The sequence below is a fragment of the Streptomyces sp. LZ34 genome, assembly GCF_053890475.1.
Genome location: NZ_CM132680.1, coordinates 8,051,827 through 8,075,480 on the forward strand (window position 1 = coordinate 8,051,827; position 23,654 = coordinate 8,075,480).

The 23,654-nt window shown below is 72.6% G+C and carries 10 protein-coding genes; 3 read left to right on the forward strand and 7 right to left on the reverse strand.

The genetic code is table 11. The features are described 5' to 3' along the window. Positions 1–51: 51 nt before the first annotated feature. From ACWY4P_RS33945 to ACWY4P_RS33965, 5 genes are all read right to left on the reverse strand, one after another. Complete coding sequence (locus ACWY4P_RS33945) at positions 52–7,230, reverse strand: amino acid adenylation domain-containing protein (protein WP_456204362.1); 7,179 nt, start codon at positions 7,228–7,230, stop codon at positions 52–54. After that, positions 7,227–15,119 (reverse strand): amino acid adenylation domain-containing protein, encoded by a 7,893-nt coding sequence (locus ACWY4P_RS33950; protein ID WP_456204363.1) that lies wholly within the window; start codon positions 15,117–15,119, stop codon positions 7,227–7,229. Before ACWY4P_RS33950 ends, ACWY4P_RS33945 begins: the two co-directional genes overlap by 4 nt. Positions 15,120–15,121: 2 nt before the next feature. Further along, positions 15,122–16,120 carry a 2,3-diaminopropionate biosynthesis protein SbnA gene (gene sbnA, locus ACWY4P_RS33955; RefSeq protein ID WP_456204364.1) on the reverse strand — a complete coding sequence of 333 codons (999 nt, stop codon included), beginning with the start codon at positions 16,118–16,120 and terminating at the stop codon, positions 15,122–15,124. A gap of 37 nt (positions 16,121–16,157) precedes the next feature. Further along, a complete protein-coding gene (locus tag ACWY4P_RS33960; RefSeq protein WP_456204365.1) occupies positions 16,158–16,478 on the reverse strand; it encodes a hypothetical protein in 321 nt (106 codons plus the stop codon). A gap of 178 nt (positions 16,479–16,656) precedes the next feature. Beyond that, positions 16,657–16,926, reverse strand: coding sequence for a hypothetical protein (locus ACWY4P_RS33965; protein WP_456204366.1), 270 nt, complete (start codon positions 16,924–16,926; stop codon positions 16,657–16,659). 165 nt (positions 16,927–17,091) lie between these two features. On the opposite strand from ACWY4P_RS33965, the gene ACWY4P_RS33970 reads away from it, so the two are divergent. Beyond that, positions 17,092–18,111 (forward strand): LuxR C-terminal-related transcriptional regulator, encoded by a 1,020-nt coding sequence (locus ACWY4P_RS33970; protein WP_456204367.1) that lies wholly within the window; start codon positions 17,092–17,094, stop codon positions 18,109–18,111. Between the two features lie 20 nt (positions 18,112–18,131). Here the strand turns inward: ACWY4P_RS33970 and ACWY4P_RS33975 are convergent, their stop codons facing one another. Next, the gene (locus ACWY4P_RS33975) at positions 18,132–18,983 is read right to left on the reverse strand and encodes an ABC transporter permease (protein WP_456204368.1); all 852 of its coding nucleotides are present in this window, start codon (positions 18,981–18,983) and stop codon (positions 18,132–18,134) included. Continuing rightward, the gene (locus ACWY4P_RS33980; RefSeq protein ID WP_456204369.1) at positions 18,980–19,972 is read right to left on the reverse strand and encodes an ATP-binding cassette domain-containing protein; all 993 of its coding nucleotides are present in this window, start codon (positions 19,970–19,972) and stop codon (positions 18,980–18,982) included. The genes ACWY4P_RS33975 and ACWY4P_RS33980 overlap by 4 nt, the downstream gene beginning before the upstream one ends. Positions 19,973–20,240: 268 nt before the next feature. Here ACWY4P_RS33980 and ACWY4P_RS33985 point away from each other — a divergent pair, with 268 nt between their 5' ends. After that, complete coding sequence (locus ACWY4P_RS33985; RefSeq protein WP_456204370.1) at positions 20,241–22,472, forward strand: MMPL family transporter; 2,232 nt, start codon at positions 20,241–20,243, stop codon at positions 22,470–22,472. A gap of 153 nt (positions 22,473–22,625) precedes the next feature. After that, entirely contained in the window at positions 22,626–23,633 is a 1,008-nt protein-coding gene (gene sbnB, locus ACWY4P_RS33990; protein ID WP_456204371.1) for a 2,3-diaminopropionate biosynthesis protein SbnB, read from the forward strand. Positions 23,634–23,654: the final 21 nt, after the last annotated feature.

Here is a 23,654-nt window from a genome sequence, read left to right on the forward strand (position 1 = left end):
TGGGCATCCCTCGGAAGAAATTCACCATTCTCTTCGGGAAGTCTTCTCGGCTCAGTTGCCGAGCGCTTCGGAAATGACTTTGGCGATATGGGAAGCGGGCTGCGGGGCCAGCATTCCGTCGTGATCGGCGTCGACCTCGTGGCGGACGATGGCGCCCTCGACATGCGCCGACCAGCGGTCCTCGGTCGGTGCGGACGCGGCGAGTCCCCGGGTGGCCGCGAAGAAGAGCAGCTCTCCGCGGTAGCGGCCGGGCCGGTGGGCCGAGCCCAGGCCGCTGAAGTGACGGATCACCCCGAGGAGGTTGCCGAGCTGCGCCTCGTCGAGCTCGGCGAGGGGATTGCCGTCCCGGGCGAGCAGCGCCAGCACCCCGGCGGCGTCCAGCTTTCCGCCGCCCTCGGCGCCGCCCTGCGGATCGAGGCCGCAGCGCAGCAGGATCTGGGCCAGCAGGGCCTGATCGCTCAGGTCCTCCTCGGACTCGGGCTCCGTCGCCGGGAAGCCGTCCAGGTTGGCCAGCAGCGCCACGTCGCGCCCCTGCTCCTGCAATTGGACGGCCATTTCATGGGCGACCAGCGCCCCGAAAGACCACCCAATAATATGGTACGGGCCATCGGGTTGGATTTCCACCAGACTCCGGATGTAATCCGCAGCCATTTCCCTCACGGAGGCGGGCTGTTGGGTCGGCGACAGAATTCCGCCCGCCTGGAATCCGTACACGGGAAATTCGGTGAGCGTGCCGGCCAACTCGAGGAACGGCCAGGAGAGCCCGACCCCGCCGTGCACGCAGAACAGCGGCGGACGCGTCCCCTGGGCGCGGATCGGCAGCACCCGGGCGAAGGCGTCGGCCACATCCGGCGCCGAGCCCGCCGCGGTGGCCGCCGTGGCCAGGGCCGCCACCGTCCGGTGCAGGAACACATCGGCGGGGGTGAGCCCGACGCCCAGCTCACGGGCGCGGCCGACCAGCCGGATGGAGCGGATGGAGTCGCCGCCCAGCTCGAAGAAGCTGTCCTCGGCGCCGACCCGCTCCAGGCCCAGCACGTCGGCGAAGGCCTGGCACAGCGTCTGTTCCAGCGGGGTGCGCGGCCCGCGGCCGGTGGCCGCGCGGGGCAGCCCCGGGGCCGGCAGGGCCTTGCGGTCCACCTTCGCGTTGGGCGTCAGCGGCATCCGCTCCAGCTCGGTGAAGGACGCCGGGACCATGTAGTCGGGCACCGCGCCCGCCAAGTGGGCCCGCAGCTCGGCCAGGTCGAGGCCGGGCTCGCCGCGCGGCACCACGTACGCCGCCAGCCGTGGCTGGCCGGGTGAGCCGGGTGAGCCGGGTGAGTCCTGGCGTACCACCACCGCCGCCTGCGCCACCCGCGGATGGGCCAGCAGCGTGGCCTCGATCTCGCCCAGCTCGATGCGGAAGCCGCGCACCTTGACCTGGTGGTCCGCCCGGCCCAGATAGTCGAGCGTGCCGTCCGGCCGTCGGCGCACCAGGTCGCCGGTGCGGTACATCCGGGCGCCGGGCACCGGGGAGTACGGGTCGGCGACGAACCGCTGCGCGGTCAGCCCCGGCCGGTCGTGGTAGCCGCGGGCCGGGGAGGCCCCGCCGAGATACAGCTCGCCCCGCACTCCGGCCGGCACCGGCCGCAGCGCCGCGTCCAGGACATACGCCCGGTTGCCGGCCAGCGGGCGGCCGATGGGCGGGGTGCCCGTGCCGTCCAGCTCGGCGGCGGTGGACCAGATGGTGGTCTCCGTCGGCCCGTACAGATTGGTCACCTTGCGCGCCGCGCTGTGCAGGGCGGTGGCCAGGTCCTGGCTGATCGCCTCGCCGCCGGTCAGCGCGTGCACCTCGCGCAGCGCCCCCGGGTGTCCGCTGACCAGGGCGTGCCACAGCGTCGGGGTGGCCTGCACGACGGTCGCGCGGGCCTCGACCAGCAGCGCGGCCAGCGCCTGCGGGTCCCGTACGGTCGCGGGCGGGGCCAGCACCAGCGTGGCGCCGGACAGCAGCGGGACGAAGATCTCCAGGTTGGCGATGTCGAAGCCGAAGGTGGTCACCGACACCAGCCGGTCGTCCGCGCCCAGGTCCAGCAGGCGTGAGGTCTCGGCCAGGAAGTTGGCGAAGGCGCCGAGCGGCACGACGACGCCCTTGGGGCGGCCGGTGGAGCCGGAGGTGTAGATGGCGTACGCGGTGTGGCCCGCGGCCGGCGGGGCCGGGCGCTCGTGCGGCCGCAGGTCGTCCGCCGGGAGGGCGGCGACCTCCGCCACCGCCTCCGGGGCGTCCAGCAGCAGCTGTGGCACGGCGGTGAGACCCGGCACCGCCCGCGCCACTTCGCGGTCGGTCAGGGCGAGCACCGGCCGGGCGTCCTCGATCATGTAGCCGATCCGGTCGGCCGGGTACGCCGGGTCGACGGGCAGATACGCGGCGCCCGACTTGAGCACCGCCAGCACCGCCACGACCATCTCGGGGGAGCGCGGCAGGGCGATGGCGACCAGCCGGTCGGGGCCCGCGCCGCGCGCTACCAGGGCCCGCGCCAGCCGGTTGGCCCGCTCGTTCAGCTCGCGATAGCCGACCTGACGCCCCTCGAAGAGCAGCGCGGGATGGTCGGGTGCCGCGGCCGCCCGCGCCTCGAACCGCTCGTACAGCGGCGGTTCGGCGTCGTGCGCGGGCGCGCCGTTCCAGTCCACCAGCAGCCGCTCCCGCTCGCCCGGCAGCAGCGCGTCCGCCTCGCCCAGCCGGCCGTCGGGGGCGGCGGTGAGCCGGTCCAGCAGATGGGCCAGCCGGGCGGCCAGGGTGCGCGCGGTCTCCTCGGTGAACAGGTCGGCGCTGTACTCCAGGCGCCCGGCGATCCCGCCCGGCGCCCCGGACCCGGTGTGCTCCTCGGCCAGGTCGAAGGCCAGGTCGAACCGGGCGCTGCCGGTGCGCGCCACCCCGACCGTCCCTTCGAGACCGGGCAGTTCCAGCTTCGCCGCCGCGTTGTTCTGGAACGCCAGCATCGTCTGGAACAGCGCGTGCCGGGCCATCGACCGGGCCGGGGACAGGGCGTCCACCAGCCGCTCGAACGGCAGGTCCTGGTGGGCGAAGGCGGCCAGCGACGCCGAGCGCACCCGGCCCACCAGCTCCCGGAAGGTCGGATCGCCCGACAGGTCGCTGCGCAGCACCAGGGTGTTGACGAAGAAGCCGACCAGGTCGTCCAGCGCGTCGTCGGTGCGCCCGGCCACCGGGGTGCCGACCGGGATGTCCTCCCCGGCGCCCAGCTTGGACAGCATCGTGGCCAGCGCCGCCTGCACCACCATGAACAGGCTCGCCCCGCACTCCCTGGCCAGCGCGGCGGCGCGGGCGTGGGTGGCGGCCGGGACGGTGAACTCCACCGTGCCGCCCCGGTAGGAGGGCAGCGCGGGGCGCGGGAAGTCGGTGGGCAGCTCCAGCTCGTCCGGCAGCCCGTCCAGCGTCTCGCGCCAGAACTCCAGCTGCCGGGCGGCCAGGGACTCGGGGTCGCCCTCGTCACCCAGCAGTTCGCGCTGCCACAGCGCGTAGTCCGCGTACTGCACCGGCAGCGGGCTCCACTTCGGCTCCTCGCCGCGCAGCCGGGCCGCGTAGGCGCGGCTCAGGTCCCGGGCCAGCGGGGCGTTGGACCAGCCGTCGCCCGCGATGTGGTGGATGACCGTCACCAGCACGTGGTCGTTCTTGCCGAGCGCGAAAAGCGCCGCGCGGAACGGCAGTTCGCGGGACAGGTCGAAGCCGCGCGCGGCGAACTCGCCGACCGCGTCCGCCAGCTCGGACTCGGTGACGTGGTGCACCGGCAGGGTGATCCGCGCCCGGCGGCGGACACGCTGGTACGGGCCGTCGGCCGCCTCGGGGAAGACCGTGCGCAGCGCCTCGTGCCGCATCACCACATCGCCGAGGGCGGCGCGCAGCGCCGGCCGGTCCAGCTTTCCGGCCAGCCGCAGCGTCCACGGCAGGTTGTAGGTGCCTGACGGGCCCTCGAGCCGCCCCAGGAACCACATGCGCCGCTGGGCGAACGACAGCGGCAGCCGCCCACGGCGCGTCGCCGCGGTCAGCGCAGGCCGCGCGGCGTCGGCGCCGGTCAGCCGGGCGGCGAGCGCGGCCGGGGTCGGCGCCTCGAAGACCGTACGGAGCGGAACCTCCGCGTCCAGCAGCGACCGCACCCGGCTGATCAGCCGGGTCGCGAGCAGCGAGTGGCCGCCGAGGTCGAAGAAGTCCTCGTCGATGGAGACCCGGTCCAGGCCGAGCACCTCGGCGAAGGCCTGGCACAGCAGCTCCTCGCGCGGGGTGCGCGGGCCGCGCCCGGCCGAGGTGGCGATCTCGGGGGCGGGCAGCGCCTTGCGGTCCACCTTGCCGTTGGCGGTCAGCGGCAACACGTCCAGCAGGACGAACGCGGACGGCACCATGTACTCCGGCAGCCGGTCGGCGATCGACTTCCGGGCCGCCGCCGGGTCCGCCGCGCCGGCCAGATAGCCGACCAGCCGGCCCTCGCCCCGGGTGTCCTTCGCGACGTTCACCACCGCGTCGGTGACCCCGGGCACGGTGCGCAGCACGGCCTCGATCTCGCCGAGCTCGATGCGATGGCCCCGGATCTTGACCTGGTGGTCGCGCCGCTCCAGGAACTCCAGACGCCCGTCGGCCCGCCGCACCACCCGGTCCCCGGTGCGGTACATCCGGGCGCCGGGCACCGGGGAGTACGGGTCGGCGACGAACACGGCGGCGGTGCGGCGCGGGTCGCCGAGATAGCCGCGGCCCACCCCGATCCCGCCCACGTACAGCTCGCCGGGCACCCCGGCGGGCACCGGGCGCAGCCCGTCGTCCAGCACATACAGGCCGGTGTTGCGCACCGCCGACCCGATCGGCGCCCGCACCCCGGGCACCTCGTCGGCGTCCCGGATCACCGCGTGGGTCACATCGTCCGAGCACTCGGTGGGCCCGTACGCGTTGACCAGCGGAATGCCGGGGAAGTACGCGAACCAGCGGCGGCACAGCTCGGCGGGCAGCGCCTCGCCGGTGACCACCAGCCGGCGCAGCCGCGTCAGATCCGGCACCGGCGCGCCCGCGTCCCAGCTGTCCAGGGCCGCCCGCAGCAGCGAGGGCACGACCTCCAGGATGGTGATCCGCTCCGGGCCGACCATCCCGAACAGCTCGGCCGGGTCGGCCGCCGTCCGCTTGGGCACCACCCGCAGCAGACCGCCCACGACCAGCGGGGACAGCATCTGCCACACCGAGATGTCGAAGGTGACGGGCGCGTTGTGCACGACCGTGTCGCACGCGGTCAGATCCAGGTCCTCGACCTTGGCCAGCAGGTGGTTGACCATGCCCCGGCGGTGGACCATCGCGCCCTTGGGGCGGCCCGTGGAGCCCGAGGTGAAGATGACGTACGCCAGGTCGTCGCCCGCCCCGGCCACGGGCGCGAGGTCGCCGGGCGGGTCGCAGTGGCCGTTCACCGTCAGGACGGGGAGCGCGCCGCCCACCTCCGAGGCCAACTCCGTGTGTTCGGCGTCGGTCAGCAGCAGCGCCACCCCCGCGTCCGCGACCAGCGCGGCCGTACGGGCCATCGGCGCCGCGATGTCCAGCGGCACCCACGCCGCGCCCGCGCCCAGCGTGCCGAGCACCGCCGTCACAAAGCGCGCCCCGGGGGCGGCGAGCACGCCCACCAGCGAGCCCGGGCCGATGCCACGCCCGGTCAGCTCCCGGGACAGGGCGCTGCCCCGGCCCACCAGCTCCCGGTAGTTCAGGGTCTCCCGGCCGTCGGTGACGGCCGGTGCCTCCGCCTGCTCCCGGGCCAGCGCCCGCACCCGCTCGACCACGTCCGCGAACGGATCGCTCGGCGCCGGGTCGGCGGGCAGGTCGAGGACCCGCTCGCGCTCGCCGGGCAGCAGCGCGTCGAGCTGCCCGAAGGGCCGGTCGGGGTGGTCGAGCAGGGTCCGCAGCAGCCCCGTGAGGCGGTCCATCACCGCGGCCGCCTCAGCGGCGGTGTACAGGTCCGGGGCGTATCCGACGTCCAGCCGCAGCCGCTCGCCGGGCAGCGCCATCAGGCTCAGCGGATAGTGCGTGGCGTCCTTCGCCTCCAGCCCGGCGATGCGCAGCCCGGGCGCGGGCTCCGCCATCTGCGAGGGGTCGAGCGGATAGTTCTCGAAGACCAATACCGTGTCGAAGAGCTCCCCGGCGCCGACGGCCTGCTGGATCCGGGTGAGGCTCAGATGCTGGTGCGGCAGCAGGCCGGTCTGCCGGTCCTGGAGGTCGGTGAGGATCTCGGCGAACGAGCGGGCCGGGTCCAGGTCGACCCGGACCGGCAGGGTGTTGATGAACAGCCCGACCATCGTCTCGACCCCGGGCAGCCCCGGCGGCCGGCCGGAGACCGTGCCGCCGAAGACCACGTCGCGCAGCCCGGTGAGCGTGGAGAGGGTGGCCGCCCAGGCGCCCTGCACCACGGTGTTCAGAGTCAGCCCCCGGGCGCGCGCCCAGGCGGTGAGCTCGGCGGTGAACGCCGCGGGCAGCTCCACCGCGTGGTGCCCGGGCAGCGCCGCCGCCCGCCCGGCCGCGGCAGGGGCGACCAGGGTCGGCTCGTCGAGCCCGGCCAGCGCCCCGCGCCACGCCTCCTCGGCGGCGGCCCGGTCCTGCCCGGCCAGATGCGAGAGATAGGACTTGTACGGGGTGGCGGGGGCGAGAGCTGCGGTGTCCCCGCCGTACAGCGTGAACAGCTCGCGCACGATCAGCGGCATGGACCAGCCGTCGAACAGCATCTGATGTGCCGTCAGTACGACGCGATGCGCGCCCCCGCCCAGGTTCATCACGATGAACCGCAGCAGCGGCGGGCGGTGTACGTCGAACCGCCGCACCCGGTCCTCGTCGGTGATGCGCTGTACCTCGGCGGCCCGCTCCCCGGGGGCGAGCGAGCGCAAATCCGTCTCGGTCCACGGCACCTCGACGGCGCGCGGGATCAGCTGCACCGGGTCGCCGTTCTTGCGGTAGCGGAAAGCCGCCCGCAAGTTGGGGTGGCGCTGTAGCAGGGCGGCGGCCGCGGCCTTGAGGCGGCCCGCGTCCAGCGGGCCCTCGAGGTCCAGCACCAGCTGGATGGCGTACACGTCCAGCTCGGCCTGCTGCTCGTACACCGCGTGGAAGAGCAGCCCTTCCTGCAGCGGGGTCAGCGGCAGGACATCACTGAAATTGGACCGCTTGGCGGTGCGCGTCGGCGCTCGGAGCGCGCCTCCGCTCGCCGGGTGACTCAGAGTTCCGCTCACAGGGACCACTCATCCATCTCGTCTTCGAACTCGTCGATCTCGTCCTGGCTCAGCTCCACCAGGTCGACATCGGAAGGGGTGTGCCCGCCCGAATCCGGGCTCTGGGCGTGCAGGGCCAGGGCCTTCAGCGCGCGGAACCAGCCCTCGGCGACGGCTCGCGCGTCGTCCTCGGCCAGGAGCTCGGCGGCCCACGTCCAGGCGGCCACCAGCCGCGGCCCGTCCGGGCCGTCCTCGGTGAGGGCGTTGAGCCCGAGCACATGCGGCAGCGGCAGGTCCGGGTCCGCGCCGGCCGCGACCAGCGCCGCCTCGGGTGCGACGGACCAGTCCTCGGCCACGGGGGCGGGCAGCCGCCCCAGGTAGTTGAAGCCCAGCTGCGGCGGGTCCGCCGCGACCAGCTCGGGCGCGGTGTCCGGGGCGAGCCGCCGCAGCAGGCCGTGGCCAAGACCGTGGTCGGGCAGGGCGCGCAGCTGCTCCTTGACCGCCTTGAGGACGAGACCGGCGGCGGGCCCGCCCGACCAGGCCTCGGCCCAGTCGGAGTCGTGCACGTGGTGCGAGCCCAGCTCCAGCCGCACCGGGCAGGTGGTGGTGAACCAGCCGACGGTCCGGCTCAGGTCCACCCCCTCCGCGAACTCCTCCCGACCGTGGCCCTCGAGCTCCACCAGCACGGCCGAGCTCTCCTCGCCCCGGCGCCGCCGCCAGTCGGCCACGGCCAGCGCGAGACCGGCCAGCAGCACGTCGTTGGCCTCGGTGTGGAAGGCGGCCGGGACCTCGGTCAGCAGCGCCGCCGTGGTGTCGGTGTCCAGGGACAGCCGCAGGGTGCGGGCGGTGGCCGTGGTGTCCCGGGCGCGGTCGAGCGGGCGGCTGCCCAGCGGCGGGTCGCAGGTGGCCACCACCTCGCGCCAGTAGGGCAGTTCGGCGCCGCGGCGCACCGTGCGCGCCTCGGCCGCCAGCAGCCCGGACCAGTGGCGTAGCGAGGTGCCCACCGGTTGCAGCGCCACCGGCGTGCGATGCGTGACCGCCTCGTACGCCTGGGCCAGGTCGGGCAGCAGGATCCGCCAGGACACCCCGTCGACGACCAGGTGGTGCATCGTCAGCAGCAGCCGCCCGGGGCGCCCGGTGCCCGCGTCGAACCACACCGCCTGGACCATGGCGCCCGTGCGCGGGTCGAGCCGGGCCTGCGCCGCGGCGGCCGAGCCGGTCACCGCCTCGGCCCAGGACTCCTCGGGCAGCGAGGCGACGCCCACGCGGCTCAGCAGCTCCTTGGCGCGCACCGCGCCCGGCTCGGCGATCCGCAGCGTCCAGGACCCGTTCGTGCTGTCGGATTCCAGGCGCATCCGCAGCGCGTCATGGTGGTCGAGCAGGGCCTGCAGCGCCGCGGCCAGGGTGGCCTGGGTGGCGCCGGCCGGGGTGTGCACCACGACCGCCTGGTGGAACCCGGCGAACTCCGCGCCCCGGGACAGGTCCTGGAGCCAGTGCGCGATCGGGGTGGGCGCCAGGGTGCCGACGCCGTCGTCCGTGCCCAGCACCACCAGTTCGGTGGCGGGCTTGGCGGCGGCCGCGAGCGCGGCGGGGGTGCGGTGGGTGAACACGTCCTGGGCGGTGATCAGCAGCCCGGCCTTGCGGGCCCGGCCGACCAGCTGGATCGAGACGATCGAGTCGCCGCCCAGGTCGAAGAAGCTGTCGTCGGCGCCGACCCGCTCCAGGCCCAGTACGTCGGCGAAGACCTGGCAGAGCGTCTCCTCCTGCGCGGTGACCGGCGCTCGGCCCGTGGCACGGGCGGTGAAGTCGGGCGCGGGCAGCGCCTTGCGGTCCAGCTTCCCGTTGCCGGTCAGCGGCAGGGCGTCCAGCGTGACGAAGGCGGCGGGGACCATGTAGTCGGGCAGCCGCTCGGCCAGCCCCTCCCGCAACCGCGCCGCGTCCGGCGCCTCTTCCCCGGCCGGGACGACGTATCCGACCAGGCGCTTCTCCCCGGGGCGGTCCGAGCGCACGATCACCGCGGCCTGGGCGATGCCGGGGTCCGCGAGCAGGGCGCTCTCGATCTCCCCGGGCTCGATTCGGAAGCCGCGCAGCTTGACCTGGTCGTCCGAGCGGCCGACGTAGTCCAGCGTTCCGTCGGGCAGCCAGCGCACCAGGTCCCCGGTGCGGTACATCCGCGAGCCGGGCTCCCCGTACGGGTCGGCGACGAACCGCTCGGCGGTCAGCCGCGCCCGCCCCAGATAGCCGCGGGCCAGCCCGGCCCCCGTCACGTACAGCTCCCCGGTGACCCCGACCGGCACCGGCCGCAGCGCCGCGTCCAGCACCCGCACCCGGGTGCCGGGCAGCGGGCGGCCGACGGGCGGCTTGACGGCCCCGGAGAGCGGTTCGCTGAGGGTGGCGCAGACGGTGGTCTCGGTGGGCCCGTACGCGTTGATCATCCGGCGTCCGGCCGACCACCGCTCCACCAGCTCGGGCGGGCAGGCCTCGCCCGCCGTGATGACCGTGATTCCCTCGGGCATGGGCAGGTCCTCGGGCCAGGCGGAGAGCACGGTCGGCGGCAGGCAGACCACGTCGATCCGGGCCTCGGCGATGAGCGCGGCGAGCGGTTCGCCGGGCGCCCGGTCCTCCTCGCCGGCCAGCACCAGCACCGCGCCGGTCAGCAGCGAGGTGCAGACCTCCCAGGCGGCGGCGTCGAAGCTGAACGAGGCGAACTGCAGCACCCGCGCGCCCTCCCGCACCCCGAACGGCTCGCCCTGCGCGGCCAGCACCGCCACATTGGCGTGCGGTACGACCACGCCCTTGGGGCGGCCGGTGGAGCCCGAGGTGTAGATGACGTACGCGGGGTGCTGGGGCGTCAGCCGCCCCAGCCGGTCGGCGTCCGTCGGGTCGTGCGCGGGGGCCGCGGCCAGCGCGGCGGCGGTCTCCGGCGCGTCCAGCGCGAGGATCCCCTCCGTCTGCTGGAACGCCCCCGCCCGCTCCGCCGTGGTGAGCACCGCGGCCGGCCGGGCGTCGGCGATCACGTAGTCGACGCGGTCCTGCGGATACGCCGGGTCGACCGGCAGATACGCCGCACCCGCCTTGAGCACCGCGAGCACCGCCGCCACCGCCTCGACCGTGCGGGGCAGGACCAGCGCGACGGTGTCCTCGGGACCCACGCCGCGGGAGATCAGATGGTGGGCGAGCCGGTTGGCCCGCTCGTCCAGCTCCCCGTACGTGACCGGGCCCACGCCCGTGGCCAGCAGCGCCGTACGCCCCGGGTCCAGCGCCACCCGGGCGGCGAACAGCTCGGGGAGCGTGGCCGCTTCGGGGGCTTCGGCACCGCTGCCGGCCCAGGCGCCGAGGACGCGCGCGGCCTCCTCGGGCAGCAGGGCGTCCAGCCGGCTCAGCGGCCGGTCCGGCTCGGCGGTGGCCTTGCGCAACAGCTCCACCAGCCGCTCGGCGATCACCGCCGCGCTCGCCTCGGTGAACAGGTCCGCGCTGTACTCCAGCTGTCCGCTGATGCCGCCGGGCACCCCAGAAGCCTCGTCGGGCGATCGTTCCTCGGTGAGCTCGAAGGCCAGGTCGAAGCGGGCGGTGCCGGTGGGCACCGGGGTCATGGTGGTGGCCAGGCCCGGCAGCCCGAAGTCGGCGGGCGCGTTGTTCTGGAACGCCAGCATCACCTGGAACAGCGGCTGCCGCGACAGCGAGCGGGCCGGGCTGACCGCGTCGACCAACCACTCGAACGGGACGTCCTGATGGTCGAAGGCCGCCAGATCGGCGCCGCGTGCCCGCCCCACCAGCTCCCGGAAGGTCGGGTCGCCGGACACGTCGGTGCGCAGCACCAGGGTGTTCACGAGAAAGCCGACAAGACCCTCGAGCGCGGCCTCGCCGCGCCCCGCGACGGGCGTGCCCAGCGGGATGTCCTCCCCGGCGCCCAGCTTGGTCAGCAGCGCCGCCAGCGCGGCCTGGAGCACCATGAACACACTGGCCCCGGACGAGCGCGCCAGCGCCGTCACGGCCGCGTGCAGCTCGGGCTCCAGGCGGAAGTCCACCGTGCCGCCCCGGTAGGAGGGCAGCGCGGGGCGCGGGAAGTCGGTGGGCAGCTCCAGCTCGTCCGGCAGCCCGTCCAGCGTTTCGCGCCAGAAGGCGAGCTGCCGCGCCGCCAGGGACTCCGGGTCCTGCCCGTCGCCCAGCAGCTCGCGCTGCCACAGCGTGTAGTCGGCGTACTGGACGGGCAGCGGCCGGAACGAGGGCGCCCGGCCGCGCACCCGCGCCGCGTACGCCTCGCGCAGGTCCTGGGCCAGCGGCAGCACCGACCAGCCGTCGCCCGCGATGTGGTGCAGCACGACCAGCAGTACGTGCTCCTCCTCGGCGACCCTGAACAGCTCGGCGCGCAGCGGCAGTTCCGCCGCCAGGTCGAACGGGCGCGCCGCCCGCTCGGCCAGCAGCGACCCCAGCTCGTCCTCGGCCGCCTCGGTCACCGGCAGGCCCGGCCGGGCCACCTCGGCGGCCAGCACGACCTGGGTGGCGCGCCCGTCCGTCTCGGGGAAGACCGTGCGCAGGCTCTCGTGCCGGGCGACCACATCGGCCAGCGCCTCGGCCAGCGCGGCCGGATCCAGCTCGCCGGACAGCCGCAGCGCCCGGGGCAGGTGGTAGGTGGCGCTGCGGTTGTCCAGGTGGCCGAGGAACCACAGCCGCTGCTGGGCGAAGGACAGCGGCAGCTCGGCGGGGCGGTCCGCCGCGACGAGCGCGGGCCGAGCCTGGCCGGCGCCGTCCAGCGCGGCGGCGAGCCGCTCGACGGTGGGCGCGTCGAACAGGGCCTTGATGGGCAGTTCGATGCCGAGCAGCACGCGCAGCCGGCTGATCACCTTGGTGGCGAGCAGCGAGTGGCCGCCGAGCCCGAAGAAGTCGTCGTCGATCGACACCCGCTCCAGGTTCAGCACGTCCGCGAACAGCTGGCACAGCACCTCCTCGCGCGGACCCCGCGGGGCGCGGCCCGAACCCGCCGCGGCGCCGGCGAAGTCCGGCTCCGGCAGCGCCTTGCGGTCCACCTTGCCGTTGACGGTCAGCGGCAGGTTGTCCAGCACGACGAAGGCCGCGGGCACCATGTAGTCGGGCAGCGCGCCCGCCACCCGGTCCCGCGCGGCGACCACGTCGGCGGTGCCGGACAGGAAGGCCGCGAGCCGGGAGTTGCCCTCGCGGTCCACGGCCACGGTCACCACGGCGTCGATGACGCCGGGCACATCGCGCAGCACGGCCTCGATCTCGCCGAGCTCGATGCGATGGCCGCGGATCTTGACCTGGTGGTCGACGCGTTCCAGGAACTCCAGCTGCCCGTCCGGCCGGTGCACCACCCGGTCGCCGCTGCGGTACATCCGGGCGCCGGGCACCGGGGAGTACGGATCGGCGACGAACACGGAGGCGGTGCGGCGCGAGTCGTCCAGATAGCCGCGGCCGACCCCGAACCCGCCGACGTACAGCTCGCCGGGCACCCCGGCGGGCACCGGGCGCAGCCCGTCGCCGAGGACGTACAGGCTGGTGTTGCGCACCGCCGAGCCGATCGGCGCCCGCACCGGGCCCAGGTCGTCCTCGGAGCGGATGAACGCGTGCGTGACGTCGTCCGAGCACTCGGTGGGCCCGTACGCGTTGACCAGCGGGACGCCGGGGTAGTACCCGAGCCAGCGGCGGCACAGGTCGACCGGCAGGGTCTCCCCGGTGACCACCAGGTGGCGCAGCGCGGCGAGTTCCGGCCGGGCCGCCCCGGTGTCCCACTCGTCCAGGGCCACCCGCAGCAGCGAGGGGACCACTTCGAGCACGGTGATCCGCTCGGCGTCGGCCAGCGCGAACAGCGTCTGCGGATCGCCGGCCACCTCGCGGGACACCACCCGGGTGCGGCCGCCCACGACGAGCGCGGACAGCATCTGCCAGATGGAGATGTCGAAGGTCACGGGCGCGTTGTGGACCACCGAGTCGGTGGCGGTCAGGTCCAGGTCCTCGACCTTGGCGAGGAGGTGGTTGACCATGCCGTGGCGGTGGACCATCGCGCCCTTGGGGCGGCCGGTGGAGCCCGAGGTGAAGATCACGTAAGCCAGGTCGTCGCCCTTGCCCGCAACCGGTAGAAGATCCGCCGCAGCATTCCCGGAGCCCTCCGCGCCCTTCGGTATTGCACCGTCGAGCTCGATCACCTCGGGCCAGCCGCCGCAGGCGGCCAGCACCTGATGGGCGAACTCCTCCTGGTCCCGGCCGAACAGCAGCGCCCGCGCCCCGCTGTCGGCCAGCAGGGAGGCCCCGCGGGCGACAGGGGCCCGTACGTCCAGCGGCACCCACGCGGCCCCCGCGCCCAGCACGCCGAGCACCGCGGTCACAAAGGCCGCGCTGGGCCCCGCGGCCAGCGCGACCAGTGAGCCGGTGGAGAGCCCGGCGCCGGTCAGCGTGCGGGAGAGGGCGTCGGCGCGGGTGACCAGCTCGGCGTAGCTCAGCCGGGTCGCGCCGTCGTCGACGGCCACCGCGTGCGGAGCCAGTCCGGCCAGCTCCCGTACCCGCTCCACCACGTCCGTGAAGCCGCCGGTGCGTTCGGTGGCGTTCCAGTCGACCAGCAGCCGCTGCCGCTCGGCGGGCAGGGTGACATCGACACGGCCCAGCGGAAGGTCGTCGGCGCCGTGCGCGAAGGACTCGATGGCGGCCAGCAGCCGGTCCTGGTGGGCGGTCAGCTCGGCGTCGGTGTAGAGGCTGGGGTTGGCGTCCAGGCGGAGGATCCAGCCGTCGCCCGGCGTGTCCAGATAGATGATCTGGAGGTCGGGCACCGGCCCGGTGGACAGGTTGTGCAGCCGGCCGGTGCACGCGGCGCCGAAGGCGAAGTCCACCCCGGACTCCAGCACATTGACCGTGGGCCCGTACGTGGTGTCGGCGTCGCCGGTGAAGCCCAGCTCGCGCCGTAGCTCATCGCCGCGGTACCGCTGGTGGCGCACGGTGGCCCGCACCTCGGCGGCCGTGTGCCGGAGCAGCTCGGCGCGGGTCATCGAGGGGCGTACCGACAGGGCCAGCGGCAGGAAGTTGGCGCGCATCCCGGGCACGGCCCGGGCGGTCGCCCCCGTCCTGGCGGGCACCGGAAGGGTCAGCAGCACCTCCCCGTCGCCACTGGCCCGGGCGGCCCACGCGGCGGTGGCCGCGATCAGCGTGGTGGGCCAGGTGACCCGCGCCTCCCAGGCCAGTTCGCCCAGCCGGGCCACGGTGGACTCGGGCAGCGGGGTGGTGCGGCGCAGGGTGTGGCGGGCGTGCTCCGGGCGCCGCCGGGACAGCCGGGTGGGCTCCGGGGCGGTGTCGAACCGCCCGGCCCAGAACCGCGCGTCGCGGGCGTGGGCCGGGGAGGCGAGGTACGCCTCCTCGTCGGCGAGCAGCTCGGCCAGCGGCGGCAGCGCGCCGTCGGCTGCCTCGCCTTCGCTCGGGGCTGCCCCATCCTGATACAACTCGGCCAGTCGCTGGTAGAACACCGAGCGGCTGAAGCCGTCCATCTGGATGTGGTTGGCCCGGGCGTAGAGCCGGGTGCGCCGCGGGCCGAGCAGATGCAGCTCGCTGTGGAACGCCTCGGCGCCCAGGGAGGAGGGGAGCCGCAGGTCCTCGGCGGTCCGGTGGCGGGAGGCCGCGTCGGGGTCGGTGGCGGCGCGGAAGTCGCGTACGGCCAGTGAGCGCTCGCCGAGCGGATGCACCGTCTGCACGGGCTCGCCGTCGCGCTCGGTGAACCGGGCCCGCACACACTCCGTTTCGCGGATCAGCTGCCACCAGGCGCGCTCGAACCGCGCCAGGTCCAGCGGCCCGTCCAGGTCGAGATGGTCGGCCATGGTGTAGACGGGGTTTCCGGGGTCGAGCGCTTGCGCGTACCACATCTCCCGTTGCGCACCGGAGAGCGGTAGTTCGAAAAGGGCGGTCTCTCTCATCGTCAGTGCACTCCTGATGTGACGGCGCCCGGACGGGGAGCCGGCTCCAGCGCGTCCAGGCCGTAGACGTCCTGGACCCAGGTGGGCCGGTAGATGGTGTCCAGGTAGCGGTCGCCGAGATCGGGCGAGATGGCCACGGCGGTGACGTTCTGGCCGGGGCGGTGCTCGGCCAGCCACTTCACGGCGCCGTTGACGACGGTGCCGGTGGAGCCGCCGAACAGGAAGCCGCCGCGGGCCAGGGTGTGACAGGTGCGGATGGTCTCGATCTCGGGGACCAGCACCATGTCGTCGATGTACCGCTGATCGAACAGGGCGGGCCGCACTCCGGCGCCCAGGCCGGGGATCATGCGGGGGCCGGCCGGGGCGCCGAAGGTGACCGAGCCGACGCTGTCGATGCCGACGACCGTGACGGGGGAGTTCGGCTGCTCCTTGAAGTAGCGCGCGCAGCCCATCAACGTGCCCGTGGTACCCGCCCCGACGAACAGCACTTCCAGGTTGGGAAACTGCTTTTCAATGGCGGGCGCGGTAGTGCGGTAGTGCGCCTTCCAGTTGTTCTGGTTGGCGTGCTGGTTCAGCCAGACGTAACGCGGATCCGTGGTGCACAGCCCGCGCACGAAATCGAGGCGTGCCCCGAGAAAACCGCCGGTGACGGACGGCTCGGTGATGACATGCACCTCGCTGCCGAGCGATTCGATGACCTGCCGGGTGGACAGGTTGGTCCGTGAGTCCACCACGCAGATGAACCGGTAGCCCTTGGCGGCGGCGATCACGCTGAGCGCCATGCCGAGGTTTCCCGAAGAGGACTCGACCAGGATCGATTCGGGGCCCAGGAGCCCGCCGCGTTCGGCTGCTTCGATCATGGACGCGGCGGCCTTGAGCTTCACTGAGCCGGCGAAGTTGAACCCCTCGCACTTCAGATAGAGCGGATAGCCGAACATCTCCCGCAGGTCCACGAAGAGGTCCTCTTCGTTGAACTCCTGCGGCGTCGTGATGATGGGCACGAGACCTTCCCCCTGATCGCCGTATCCGTCCCGCTGCTCAGTCCCAGCCCACGTCCTGGGTGCGGGGCTTGCTGTCCCAGCCGACTCCGGGCCCGTCGGCCCCCGCGCGGTCCCAGCCGACGTCCGGCTCGCCGGCCGCCACGTTGTCCCGGCCCGCGCCGGGGTCGTGGGCCGGGGCCAGGTCCCAGCCGACCTCGGGGGAGGCCATGACTTTGTCCCAGCCGACCTCCGGAGCGAACGCGGCCGCTCTGTCCCAGCCGACGCCCGGCGCGGCCGGGGAAGTGGCGAGAATAACGGCTCCGAATGCGAGCGAGATGAAGGCATTCATGCGGGCGGAGGAGGGGTTGGTGACAGACATGAGTATTCCCTTTTCTCTGGGGATTGGTTACTCTCGAGTTTCGGAAGCGGGAATTCCAGAATGGGTTGAATTCCTGTCCGGTGTTATGAGTCTGACCCGCCGTAGACCCGGTGTCATGTGTTTACGCTGTCAGGGTCCTGCGATGGCCGGAGAATGCCAGGGATTATTTGGGATCTCCCTAGACTTCGCCTCGACGGCCTTCCCACTCCCAGCCGCGGAGTTCATCCTGGGCAAGCAGACGGTCCACGATACGGACGGCGGTGGCCTCAGCGCGTTCCGCGGAAGTGGCACACAGAAAGAGGACGGTACCGGCGCCCTCAAGATCGGTCTCGGCATAGACGTGCTCGAGGCCGTCGCCGGGTTCGGCGGCGGCGTACACCAGAGCTCGTAGCTGCCCTGCGTCCACGATCGTACGGCCGCGCAGCATGCGTCCCATGACGATGTACATGGCCACCTCTCACGGTTCGATGCCGGGCTGCCGAAGGACAGGTGAATTAATCAACTACCGTGCGGTCGCACCCCGTTCGTGCCGTAACATGCAGGAAAATGATCGGGACGTAGGGGTGGGTTTCGATCACGCGCGGGGGCGCGCGGGGGACGAGGGAGTACACACGTGCTGGAGATCCTCGGTGTCAGTTCCGCGGCCGAGAGCGTCTACCGAGCGATGCTGGGCCGGCCCGAACTCGGCGTGTCGGAACTGGTCGCGCATCTCGGCTGGGGTGAAGAGCAGATCAGGAGTGCCCTGGACGAACTGGCCAGGCTCTCCTTGGTGCGCCAGTCCGACCAGCGGCCGGGCGGGCTCTTATTAATCAATCCCGAGATCAGCCTGGTGTCTCTGCTGGCGCGCCAGGAGGTCGAACTGACCCAGCGGCAACAGGAGATCACCTCCGGCCGGCTCGCGATCAGCAAGATCGTCGCTGAATACGTCGACTCCGTCCAGAACCAGCGCCGGGTGGACGTCGAGGAGCTGAACGGCATCGACATGGTCCGGGTCCGGCTCGAGGAGCTGGCCCATGACTGCACCTCCGAGATCATGGAATTCACCACCGGCGGGGGGCAGTCGGCCGAGTCCCGGCAGGCCAGCAAGCCGATCGACCAGGCGCTCCTGGAGCGCGGCGTGCGGATGCGCTGCGTCTACCTGGAAAGCGTGATCAACCACCCGCAGACCGTGTCCTATCTGGACTGGCTGACCGGCCTTGGCTGCCGGGTCCGGGTGGTCGCCTCGCTGCCGCTGCGCATGGTCATCTTCGACCGGCAGGCGGCCGTCGTGCCCAGCAACCCCGAGGACACCGCTGTCGGGGCGCTGCTGCTGCGCGGCTCCGGGCTGGTCTCCGCCCTCTGTGCGCTGTTCGAACACATCTGGGAAGAGGCTCCGCCGTTCGGCGCCACGCGGCGGCGCGACGAGGACACCGGGCTCAGCAGCCAGGCCCGCGCCGTACTGAGCCTGCTGGCCCAGGGCCACACCGACGAGGTGGTGGCCCGCAAGATGGGCATCTCCGTACGGACCGCCCGCCGGATCACCGCGGAACTGATGACCCAGCTCGGCGCCCGCAGCCGCTTCCAGGCCGGTGTGATCGCCGGCGAGCGGGGCTGGCTGCAGGGCAGCGCGGACGGGTCCTCGGAACCGGAGTGACCGGCGGGCGGCCGCCATGGTCAGCGCACGGCAGCCGTGCGGAAGGTCCGCAGGGCCACCGGGATCAGTGCGGCGATCATCGCACCCACCGTGATGGCCGCGACCAGCACCGGATGCTCCATCGGCAGACTCCCGCCGGATGAGGCGGGCGCGTTGCCCCACAGCACCCGGCAGGCCTCGGACACCGAGCTGACCGGGTTCCACTCCACCGCCGTGCGCAGCCAGCCGGGCAGCCCGGACAGCGGCATGAAGGAGTTGGACATGAACGACAGGATGACCAGGGCCAGAGCCGAGATGCCGTTGATGGCCTCCATGTTGCGCAGCACCATCCCCAGCAGCGCGCCCAGCCACAGCATCGCGTACGCGAACGCCAGCAGCAGCGCGAAGCCGCCCGCGACGGACAGCGGGCCGGCGTCGGTGCGCCAGCCGACCAGCAGCCCGATCCCCCCCACCGCGACCATGCTGATCGCCACCGGGACGAGATCGGCCGCGGTGTGGCTGACCAGCACCGAGGACCGGGCCATCGGCAGCGAACGGAACCGGTCGATCAGACCCTTGCTCATGTCCGAGGCGACCCCCAGCGCGGTGATGCCGATGCAGGTGAGCCCGATCTGGGCGAACACCCCGGCCATCACGTAGTCGTGGTATTCGACCCCGCCGTTGTCCTTGATCGTGATAACGCTGGCGAACAGATAGCCCAGGATCACCACCATGGCCACCGGCGTCAGGGCCACGGCGATGAGCTTCTCGGGTGTTCTGCGCAGATGCCGCAGATGCCGCCCGGTCAGGGCCAGCACATCTCCGACAGCCGCCAGGCGGCCCGTCCCGACTGTCCCGGCACCGAGCTCGGCCGGTCCCGTCACGCCGCTCATGACCCGTCCTCCGCTGCGGTTGTGGGGTTTTCACCAGGCGTGTCCTGGCCCGGCTTGCTCTCTCCGGTGAGGTGAAAGAACACGTCGTCGAGCGAGGGGCGGCGCAGCGCGAAGTCGACGACATCGGCCCCGCAGGACTCCAGCGCGGCCGCGGCGGCCGCGATGGAGCCCATCCTGTCCGCCAGTTGGACGGAAATCCGGTGGTCCGTCTTGTCCACCGTGGGGCTGGCGACGGCCACCGGACCCAGCGCGGACAGCGCCGCGGGCAGGTCCTCGGCGGTGGCCACGGCCACCTCCAGCCACTCCTCGCCCACCTTCTGCTTGAGCTCGTCCGGAGTACCCTCGGCCAGCGTGCGGCCGGCGGCGAAGACCATGATCCGGTCGGCCAGGAAGTCCGCCTCCTCCAGGTACTGCGTGGTCAGCAGCACGGTCACCCCCTGGGTGACCTGCTCCCGCACCATCTGCCACAGCACCATCCGGCTGGCCGGGTCGAGCCCGGTCGTCGGCTCGTCGAGGAACAGCACGGTCGGCGAGGCGATCAGACAGGCCGCCAGGTCCAGCCGGCGCCGCATCCCGCCCGAGTAGGTGCGCACCGGACGCTCGGCGGCGCCGGTGAGCTCGAACGCCGTCAGCAACTCCTCCGCCCGCTGCCGGGCCCGCCTGCGGCCCAGCCGCAGCAGGGTGCCCAGCAGGACCAGGTTCTCCCGGCCGGTGAGCAGCTCGTCGACCGCGGCGTACTGGCCCGCCAGGCCGATCCTCCGGCGTACCTCGCGCTGTTCGCGTACGACGTCGAAGCCCGCGACCCGGGCGCTGCCGGAGTCCGGTTCCAGCAGTGTGGCCAGCATCCGGATGGTGGTGGTCTTGCCCGCACCGTTGTGCCCGAGCAGTCCGAGCACGGTTCCGGACCGTACTTCGAGATCCACTCCGGCGAGCGCCTGATGATTTCCATAGCGCTTTCCAAGATTCTCTGCCGCGATGGCGATATCCACGAATCCCCCTCTCCCAGCTTTCCCTTTCGATGGAAATCCGAATTCCCTTCGAAACATGGGAGTTCGGGTATCAAGCTGCTGGGAAATGTAGCAGCGGAATCGCATACCTGGTGCCCGATATGTCCGGATCGTGGTGGCAGTACTCTGCAGGCGCAGCTTGCTGCAAGCTCCACGGGCTCCATGGCCCCTGCGCAGCGCCTAGCGTTTTGGGTAATCCCCCACGGCCTCCGCGGCTACGGGGCAAACGCCGCTGACCGCAGGAGAGGTAATGGCACGTCATCGAAATTTCGCCGCCGCGCTCGGTGACTGGAGCGCCCGCCATCGGAAGACGGCCGTCTTCGGCTGGCTGATCCTGGTCGTCCTGGTCACCGTCGTGGGCGGCGCCGCAGGACAGAAGACCCTGACCAACGCCGACTACGGGACGGGGGACTCCGGCCGGGCCGAGCGTATCCTGCAGGACGCCGACCTGGCACCGCCCGCCGCGGAACTGGTTCTGGTCCACAGCGACAAACTCACCGCCGACAAGGCCGAGTTCCAGGCCGCCGTGACCGCCACGGTGAACGCGATCAAGAAAACCGGTCTGGTCAAGAACCTGCATGACCCGAACACCACGCAGGTGGTCTCGCAGGACAAGCACTCGGCCCTCATCCAGTACGACGTCAAGGGCGACCCGGACACCGCGGCCGACCGCATCCAGCCCGTCATCGACGCCGTCAAGAAGACCGACACGGCCCACGACGCGGTGACACTCGGCCAGTACGGCGCCGCCACCGGCCTCAAGGAGATCAACGACAGCCTCGGCGAGGACTTCGCCCGGGCCGAGATGACGGCGCTCCCGGTCGCCCTCGGCATCCTGCTGGTCGTCTTCGGCGCCTTCGTGGCCGCCGTGCTGCCGGTGCTGCTCGCCGCCACCGCCTGTGTCGGCGCCATGGGCCTGCTGGCCCTGACCAGCCAGGTGGTGCCGGTGGACGGCATGACCAGCTCCGTGATGTTCCTCATGGGCCTGGCCGTCGGCGTTGACTACTGCCTGTTCTACCTGCGCCGGGAGCGCGAGGAGCGGGCCGCCGGGCGGGACAAGGACACCGCCCTGCACATCGCCGCCGCCACCTCCGGGCACTCGGTGCTGATCTCCGGCATCACCGTGGTGGTCGCCATGGCCGGCATGTTCCTGTCCGGGCTGACCGTGTTCAAGGGCTTCGCCTTCGCCACCATCGAGGTCGTCCTGATCGCGGTCATCGGCTCCATGACCGTACTGCCCGCCATGATGGCCATGCTCGGCGACCGGGTCGAGAAGGGCCGTATCCCCTTCATCGCCCGCCGCCGCCAGGCCCGCGCCGCGGCCGGCGCCGGCCGCCGCAACAACGCCCTGCTGCGCGGGGTGCTCGCCCGGCCCGGAGTGTTCGCCGTCCTGGGCGCCGCCCTGCTGCTCGCCCTGGCCGCGCCGGCCGTGGGCATGAAGACCGAGAAGCTGGGCACCGACAAGCTGCTGCCCGCCGACAACCCGATGGTGTCCGTCTCCGAACGGATCGGAAAGGAGTTCCCCGGAGCGCCCGCCCCGGCCGGAGTGGTGGTCAAGTCCAACGACATCGACTCCCCGCAGGTCACCCAGGCCATCGCCGACTTCAGGAAGGCGGCGCTCGGCTCCGGGCAGACCGGCAAGCAGATCGACGTCACGGTGCACGCCAAGGAGAACATCGCCGAGATCAGCGTCCCGCTGGTCGGCAACGGCACCGACGCCACCTCCAAGAAGGCCCTCAAGGAACTGCGCGACACGCTGATCCCGGACACCCTCGGCAAGGTCTCGGACACCACCACGCTCGTCCGCGGTGACCTGGCCTTCTCCGAGGACTACAACGACCAGCTCAAGAGCAGCATCGTCCCGGTCTTCGCCTTCGTGATGGGCGTGACCTTCCTCCTGATGCTGGTGTCCTTCCGGTCCCCGGTCATCGCGCTGACCTCGATCGTCCTCAACCTGCTGTCGGTGGGCGCCGCCTACGGCGTGATGACCGCCGTCTTCCAGCACGGCTGGGGCGCCTCCCTGGTCGGCACCGAGGCCCCGGGCGCCCTGGAGTCCTGGATGCCGCTGTTCGTCTTCGTGGTGCTCTTCGGCCTCTCGATGGACTACCACGTGTTCGTGGTCTCCCGGATCCGTGAGGCCTACGACCGCGGGGCCAGCACCCGGGACGCCATCGCCCACGGCATCCGCTCCACCGCCGGGGTGGTCACCAGCGCCGGCCTGATCATGGTCGCCGTGTTCGCGGTCTTCGGCACCCTGGCCATGCAGGACTTCAAGCAGCTGGGCGTGGGTCTGGCGGTGGCCGTCCTGCTCGACGCCACGGTCGTCCGGGCGATCCTGCTGCCCTCCGTGATGGCCCTGCTGGGCCGGGCGAACTGGGCCGCACCCGGCTTCCTCCGCAAGTCCCGCCCCGCCGAGGCGCCCCACACGGGCCCGGGCCATGTGGCGGCGCGGGAGACTCAGGGCGTGCCCGTCACGTACTGAGGAACACCCCGAACGAAAGTGACAGCGACACATTCCGCACGACGAAACGTACTGAGGTAAGAACAGCGGGCGGTGGCCGAGAACGCTTCGGCCCCGCCCGCCCCCCACGGAGAAACGCAACGCCCAGCCCGCCCAACGACCGGAAGGACACCCGTGTTCGAGTTCAGCGTGATCGGCGGCAAAACGGCCCGCGACATCATCGGCCGCAGCCGCCGGGAGATCGTGCGGGAGGTGAGGGAAACCTATCTGACCCACGGTGACGGCGACTCCGTCAACCCGGACAGCTACTTCCTGCGCTTCCCCGAGAAGCCGGACAGCCGGATCATCGCGCTCCCGGCCTACCTGGGCGGCAACCACGACGTCGCCGGGATCAAGTGGATCGGCAGCTTCCCCGGCAACATCAAGAACGGCATCCCGCGCGCCTCCGCCGCCCTGCTGCTCAACGACTACGCCACCGGCTACCCCTTCGCCCTCCTGGAGGCCTCGCAGATCAGCGCGGCCCGCACCGCGGCCTCCGCCGTCCTCGCCGCCGAGCAACTGACCGGCGGGCGCACCGCCCGCCGGCTGGCCGTGGTCGGCGCGGGCATCATCGCCCGCAACATCCTGGAGTTCTTCGCCGCCCAGGAGTGGGACATCGAGACCGTGGTCGTCCACGACCAGCACCCCGAGTACGGACAGGCCCTCGCCGGATACGCCACCGACTCCCTCGGCTACCGCGCCGAGACCACCGACGACCTGCACACCGCACTGGACGTGGCCGAAGTGATCGTCTTCGCCACCACCGCGGGCGAGCCCTACGTCCTCGACCCGCGGGCCTTCGCCCCCGGCCAGGTGGTCCTCAACATCTCGCTGCGCGACATCGGCCCCGAGATCATCCACGACGCGTACAACATCGTCGACGACATCGACCACTGCCTCAAGGCCAACACCTCCCCGCACCTGGCCGAGCAGAAGTACGGCAACCGCGACTTCATCACCGGCACCCTCGCCCAGCACATCCGCGGCGAGATCACCACGGACCGCGACAGGCCCGTGATCTTCTCACCCTTCGGACTCGGCGTACTCGACCTCGCGGTCGGGGCACACGTCTACCGCGTCGCCACCGAGGCCGGAGAGGCCGTCGCGATCGACGACTTCTTCGGCGAGACCACCCGCTGGTAACCCCCGTCGCCATGCGCTCAC

Bases quoted from the DNA above. Each gene is read 5' to 3' on its own strand.
- ACWY4P_RS33950 (WP_456204363.1), bottom strand. From the start codon at position 15,119: ATGAGAGAGACCGCCCTTTTCGAACTACCGCTCTCCGGTGCGCAACGG.
- ACWY4P_RS33960 (WP_456204365.1), bottom strand. From the start codon at position 16,478: ATGTCTGTCACCAACCCCTCCTCCGCCCGCATGAATGCCTTCATCTCG.
- ACWY4P_RS33965 (WP_456204366.1), bottom strand. From the start codon at position 16,926: ATGTACATCGTCATGGGACGCATGCTGCGCGGCCGTACGATCGTGGAC.
- ACWY4P_RS33975 (WP_456204368.1), bottom strand. From the start codon at position 18,983: ATGAGCGGCGTGACGGGACCGGCCGAGCTCGGTGCCGGGACAGTCGGG.
- ACWY4P_RS33985 (WP_456204370.1), top strand. From the start codon at position 20,241: ATGGCACGTCATCGAAATTTCGCCGCCGCGCTCGGTGACTGGAGCGCC.